This window comes from Streptomyces cacaoi (assembly GCF_006539165.1).
GTDB classification, from domain to species: domain Bacteria; phylum Actinomycetota; class Actinomycetes; order Streptomycetales; family Streptomycetaceae; genus Streptomyces; species Streptomyces cacaoi.
Map to the genome: position 1 here is coordinate 1 of NZ_BJMM01000112.1, position 6,260 is coordinate 6,260.

The window sequence follows — 6,260 nt, forward strand, 5'->3', positions numbered from 1 at the left end:
CAGCGCGTCGCCCGGCACGGGCCCGCCGATCGGGGCGCCCTCGCCGGGGCGCAGGGGCCCGCTCATCGCGGCGTAGACGGTGCCCTCGGTCGGGCCGTAGGAGTTGACCAGCCGGCGGCCCGGCGCCCAGCGGTCCACCAGCTCCGCCGAGCACGCCTCCCCGCCGACGAAGACGGTGCGCACGCCCTCCAGCCCCTCGGGGGACAACCGGCCCAGCGCCGACGGTGTCTGGGTCAGCACCGTCACGTGCTCGCGGACGAGGAGTGCGTGGAAGTCCGCCGCCGAGTGGACCACGTCCTCCGGGACGACGACGAGCCGCCCGCCGTGCGCCAGCGCGCCCCACATCTCCCACACCGACACATCGAACGCGTACGAGTGGAACAGCGACCACACCTGCCCCGGCGACAGCTCGGCACCACGGTCCGACGTGGTGAACAGCGCCGACACATTGGCGTGCGACAGGGCGACTCCCTTGGGTGTGCCGGTCGTTCCCGAGGTGTAGATGAGGTACGCGATCCGGCGCGGGTCCGGCGCCGGCAGGCCCTCGGCAGCCCCCTCACCGGAAGCCGGGCCCGCAGCGCGCCGCGCGACCGACGCGTCCACCACGGCCGACGCGTCCGCCGGGCCTCCTGGGCCCCCTGGGCCTCCTGGGCCTCCCGCGCAGGCCACTTCGACCGTCTCGACGCCGCGTCCCCGGACACGCGCCGCCGACTCCGCCGTCGTCACCACCGCCGCGGGCTCCGCGTCCGCCAGGACGAACGCCACCCGCTCGTCGGGCGTGTGCACATCGACCGGCACATAGGCGGCGCCCAGCTTCCACACCGCCAGCACGGCCAGGACCGTCCACTCCGAGCGGGGCAGCAGCAGCGCCACCACGTCACCGACGCCGACGCCCCGGCCTGCCAGCAGCCGGGCCAGCCGCGTCGACTCCTCGTCCACCTCCCGGTACGTCCACGACCGCCCCTCGCACACCAACGCCCTCTCGCCCGGCCGCGACCGCACCTGCGCGGCGAACAGCTCCGGAACCGTCACCGGGCGCACCGGCCGCTCCAGGGCCGACCGCTCCGGGGCCGACCGCTCCAGGGCCGACCGCTCCAGCACCTGCCGGTTGCCCAGCGCGTCCAGGCGGGCCCGTTCGCCCTCGTCGAGCAGGTCGATCGAGGCCAGGGGCCGGTCGGGCGCGTCGGCCAGGGCGGTCAGGATCTTCTCCAGCCAGGACACGATGCGTTCGGCCGTCGCCGTGTCGAACACATCGGTGCGGTACTCCAGCCGGACGCGGAGCTGCCGGCCCGGCCAGACCTGTAGGGCGAGCGGATAGTGCGTGAACTCGCGGCTGGAGGCGATCCGGACGCCCAGCTCGTCGGTGCCGAGCCGCCCGCCGGACGCCTCCAGCGGATAGTTCTCGTAGACGAGGATCGCGTCGAACAGCCGCTGGTGCCCGGCCGCCCGCTGGATGTCGGCCAGCGCGGGGAACTGGTGGTCCAGGCCGTCGTGGTGGGCGTCGCGCAGCCGGGCGACGAGTGCGGCCGCCGTGGTGGCGGCCGTCGTCGTGGCGCGGACCGGCAGCGTGTTGATGAACATGCCCACCGCCGACTCGCTGCCGTCCAGCTCCGCCGGGCGGCCGGAGACGGTGGTGCCGAAGACGATGTCCCGGCCGCCGGTCAGCGCACCGAGCAGCCGTGCCCAGGCCGCCTGGAGAACGATGTTGAGCGTGGTGTCCTGCGCGCGTGCCAGCCGTTCCAGCGCCCGGGTGGTGCCGGCCGGGAGGTCCGCCCTGAGCAGGGCCCGGGTGCCGGCGCCGGGCCGGTCGGCCGGGTCCACCAGGGTCGGGCCCTCCAGCCCCGCCAGCAGCCGGCGCCAGTGCCCGAGCGCGGCGTCCCGGTCCTGTGCGGCCAGCCACTCGGCGTACGCGCGGAACGCGGGCGCCGGGGGCAGGGGTTCACGGCGGTAGACGGCGAAGATCTCCCGGAGCAGGACCTGGATCGACCAGCCGTCCACCACGATGTGGTGCAGGGACAGGACGAGTTCGTGGCGCTCCGGCCCCGCGGCGACGAGCAGGGCGCGGAACGGCGTCGCGTCCTCCAGCCGCCCGCAGGCGAGCAGTTCGGCGTCGTACAGCTCGGGCCAGGCGCCTTCCCCGCCCCTCCTGCCGTCCCCTCCGTACCCGGGGTGCCCGCCGTCACCGGCGTCGACGACGCGCCACGGCACGGACGGATCCCTCGGCACGATCTGCACCGGGTCGGCGAGCCCGTCGAGGACGAAGCGGGCCGCCAGGTGCGGGTGGCGTCCGACGACCGTGTGCACGGCCTCCCGCAGCCGCGGCACGTCCAGCGGCCCGGTGATCTCCACACCCAGCTGCACGGTGTACAGCTCGGCGGGGTCGGTGCCCTCGGACCGGCGGTGGAACAGCAGCCCGGTCTGGAGCGGCGTCAGCGGGAGGATGTCGGCGGGTTCGCCCTCGCGCCGGAGCCGGGAGATCTGCTGCTGGGTGACGACGGCCGGCAGGACGTCGGACGGGGTGAGCCCGCCGCCGCCGTCCGCGACGTGCGCGGCGATCCGGGCCAGCACGTCCCGCCAGCGCGTGTGCAGTCCGGTGAGGTACGCGCGGTCGACGAGCTGCCCGGCCCAGGTCCAGGCCGTGTGCAGCTCGGGCTGTGCGCCGTCGTCGAGCAGGACGGTGGTCAGCTCCACGGTGTGCGCCAGCAGCATCGGCTGCGCGGTGAACCGCCGGACGCCGGGGGCCTCGTGCGGGCCGAGGATCCGCCAGTCGCCGTCCCGCTGCCCGGGCCGGGCGCCGGGGTGCTCGTCCGGGCGCCGGACGGCCCTGCGCCCGAGATGGTTGAAGCCGACCGCGGGGTCCTCGCCGGTCAACTCGCCCGCTCCGGAGAGGTACTTGAGCAGCCCGTAGGTGAGGCCGTCCGGGGCGCCGCGCAGCTGTTCCTTGGCGTCCTTGACCCATGCGCCGAGGGCCGCACCGCCGTCCCGGGAGGCGTCGGCACCGCTCGGTGCCACGGTCAGTGCGACGGGGTACTTGGCGGTGAACCAGCCGACGGTGTCCGTCGGGTCGAGGCCGGTGCCCGGCTCGGGCCGGCGGCCGTGGCCCTCCACATCGATGCGCAGGGGCGCGTCGAAGTGCCGGTGCTGCTGCGCCAGTGCCGCACCGAGCGCGAGGAGGAGCAGTTCCTGGAGGGTGATCCGGAACGCCGCGGTCACCTCGGTCGCCAGCGCCCGGGTCAGCTCCGGTCCGAGCGTGTCCGAGAACCGGTCGGCGGTCGGCCAGGTGTCGGTGTCCGGCCGCAGTGCGGGCAGCAGCGCGGCGGCGGACTCGATGCGCTGCCAGCGCGGGAGTTCGGCGAGGACGGCGGGGGACGCGGCACGCTCCGCCAGGGTCGCGGCCCAGCGGCGGAAGGAGGTGCCGCCGGCGCCCGGCGTGATCCGGCGGCCCTCGCCGAGCTGCCGCCAGCCCTCCGCGAGGTCCCGCTGGATGATCCCCCAGGAGACGGCGTCCACCGCGAGATGGTGGACGACGAGCATCAGTCGCCGCTCCGGGGCGGCCCACACGCCCTGGACCACGGCCCCGGCGGCCGGGTCCAACCGGCTCAGCGCCGCCGCGAAGACCTCGTCGGTGAGCGCGTCGACGACGGTGAGGCAGTGGGCGGCCTCGACCGTGCCCGGCGGGGGAACGGTGGGGCTCCAGCCGTTGTCGGGCGGGGCCTCGCCCGTCCGCAGCCGGAGCATCGGGTGCCGGTCGAGCAGCGCCTGGAGCAGCGCGACCACGTCGCCGTGCCCGGCGCCGCGCGGTGCCTGGAACACCATGGTCTGGTTGAACGCGTCGACGGGCGCGGCCAGGGAGCGCAGCCAGCGCATGATCGGCGTCGGGGTGAGCGGTCCTGACGCCTCGTCGTCGCCGCCGGCCGGGTCGGACGCCCGGGTGCGCCGGACGACGCGGGCCACCCTGGCCACGGTCTGCTCGACCAGGATGTCGCGGGGCTTGCAGTGCAGGCCGGCGTCCCGGGCGCGGGCGACGACCTGCATGGAGGAGATGCTGTCGCCGCCGAGGTCGAAGAACGAGTCGTCGGCGCCGACGCGTTCGACGCCGAGCACCCGTGCGTAGACCGCGGCCAGTGCCTCCTCGACGGGGCCGTCCGGCGCCCGGTGGCCTTCCGCCGCACCGTAGACGGGCGCCGGCAGGGCACGCTTGTCCAGCTTGCCGTTGACCGTCATCGGCAGGGCGTCCAGCACCACGACCGCCGCCGGAACCATGTACTCCGGCAGCCGCTCCCCCACCGTCCGCCGCACCCGCGCCCCGTCGAGCCCGCCGTCCCCGCCTCCGGCCCGCACCGCGGCACCGGCCTCACCCGCCACATCGCCGGCGCCCGCCGGGCCGTCCTCGCCCGCCGGGCCGTCCGCCGCCGAGGTCCCCTCGGGGACGACGTAGCCGACCAGGCGCCGGTCCCCCGGCCGGTCCTCGCGGACGACGACCGCGGCCCGGCCCACCCCGGGGCACGCCCGCAGCACGGCCTCGATCTCCCCGGGCTCGACCCGGTATCCGCGGAGCTTCACCTGGTCGTCGGCCCGCCCGACGTACTCCAGCTCGCCCTCGCGGTTCCAGCGCACCAGATCGCCGGTGCGGTACAGCCGCGTCCCCGCCGGCCCGAAGGGGTTCGCGACGAACCGCGACGCGGTCGGGCCGGGGGCGCGCACATAGCCGCGTGCCACGCCGCGTCCGGCCACGTACAGCTCGCCGGGGACGCCCACCGGCACCCGGCGCAGCCCGCCGTCCAGCACGAACAGCGCGGTGCCCGAGCCCGGTGCGCCGATCGGCACCGTCGTGTCCGGGCGCAGCGGCCTGCTCATCGAGGCGTAGACGGTGCATTCCGTCGGCCCGTAGGCGTTGATCATCGCCCGGCCCGGCGCCCAGCGTCCGGCCAGTTCCGGCGGGCACGGCTCGCCCCCGACCAGCAGCACGGAGACCGAGGGCAGCCCCTCCGGCGAGAGCCGGGCCAGCGCGGACGGTGTCTGGGTCAGCACCGTCACCTGCTCGGCGGCGAGGAGCGCGTGGAAGTCGGACGGGGTGTGCACGACGTCCTCGGGGACGACGACGAGCCGCCCGCCGTGCAGCAGCGCGCCCCACATCTCCCACACCGCGAAGTCGAAGGCGCAGGAGTGGAAGAGCGTCCACACGTGCTCGTGGGGGCGCTCGGCGGCCGGGTCACCGGCCTCGGCCAGCCGTTGCAGATGTGTGACGACCAGGTCGGCGACGCCGCGGTGGGTGACCTCGACTCCCTTGGGCGTACCGGTCGTTCCGGAGGTGTAGATGAGGTAGGCGACCCGGTCGGGGTCCACGGGCGGCAGCGGCCCGGCCGACTGCCCGGCCACCGCCGGGTCCGCCACGTCCACCGCCGCGACCCCGGCCGGCGCGATCCGGTGCGCCAGTTCCCCGGTGGTCACCACGGCCGCCGGCCGCGCGTCGCCCAGCACGAACCGCAGCCGCTCATCCGGGTGGGCCACGTCCACCGGCAGATACGCGGCGCCCAGCTTCAGCACCGCCAGGACGGCGAGCACCGTGTCCGCCGACCGCGGCAGCAGCAGCCCGACGACGTCACCGGCCCGCACGCCCCGGTCGGCCAGCAGCCGGGCCAGCCGCGTCGACGCCTCGTCCACCTCCCGGTACGTCCACGACCGCCCCTCGCACACCACCGCGACCGCGTCCGGCCGCTCCCGCACCCGCTCCGCGAACAGCGCGGGGATCGAGCGGCCGGCGGACGGTTCCCACAGCACCGGGCGGTTGCCGAGCGCGTCCAGCCGGGCCTGCTCCTCCTCGTCCGGCGCCTGCGCCGCGGCCAACGGCCGGTCCGGGGCGGCGCACAGCTCCTCGACCAGCCGCTGCCAGCGCGCCACCATGCGCTCCACGGTCGCGGCGTCGAACACATCCGTCCGGTACTCGACGACGCCGCCGATCCCGGCGGGCCGCCCGTCGGCCGTGAACCGTTCCCGGAGGCTGAACGACACATCCATCCGGGCGGCTTCGACGTCGACGGACGCGAGGTCCACCGCCAGGCCGGGTGCGGAGACGTCCGGCACGGTGTCGTTCTGCCAGCCGAACAGCACCTGCACCAGCGGGTGGTGTGCCTGCGTACGGACCGGGTCGAGCCGGTCCACCAGCGCGTCGAACGGCACGTCCTGATGGGTGAACGCGTCCAGGCTGTGCTCCCTGACCCGGTCCAGGAGCGTACCGAAGGGCTCGGAGTCCCGGACGC

1 protein-coding gene is annotated in these 6,260 nt (G+C 75.8%); it reads right to left on the reverse strand.

Annotation, left to right across the window (positions count from 1 at the left end; all coding sequences use genetic code 11):
- The coding region (locus SCA03_RS34200) for a non-ribosomal peptide synthetase (protein ID WP_141275868.1) at nt 1-6,260 on the reverse strand (6,260 nt) is incomplete at both ends.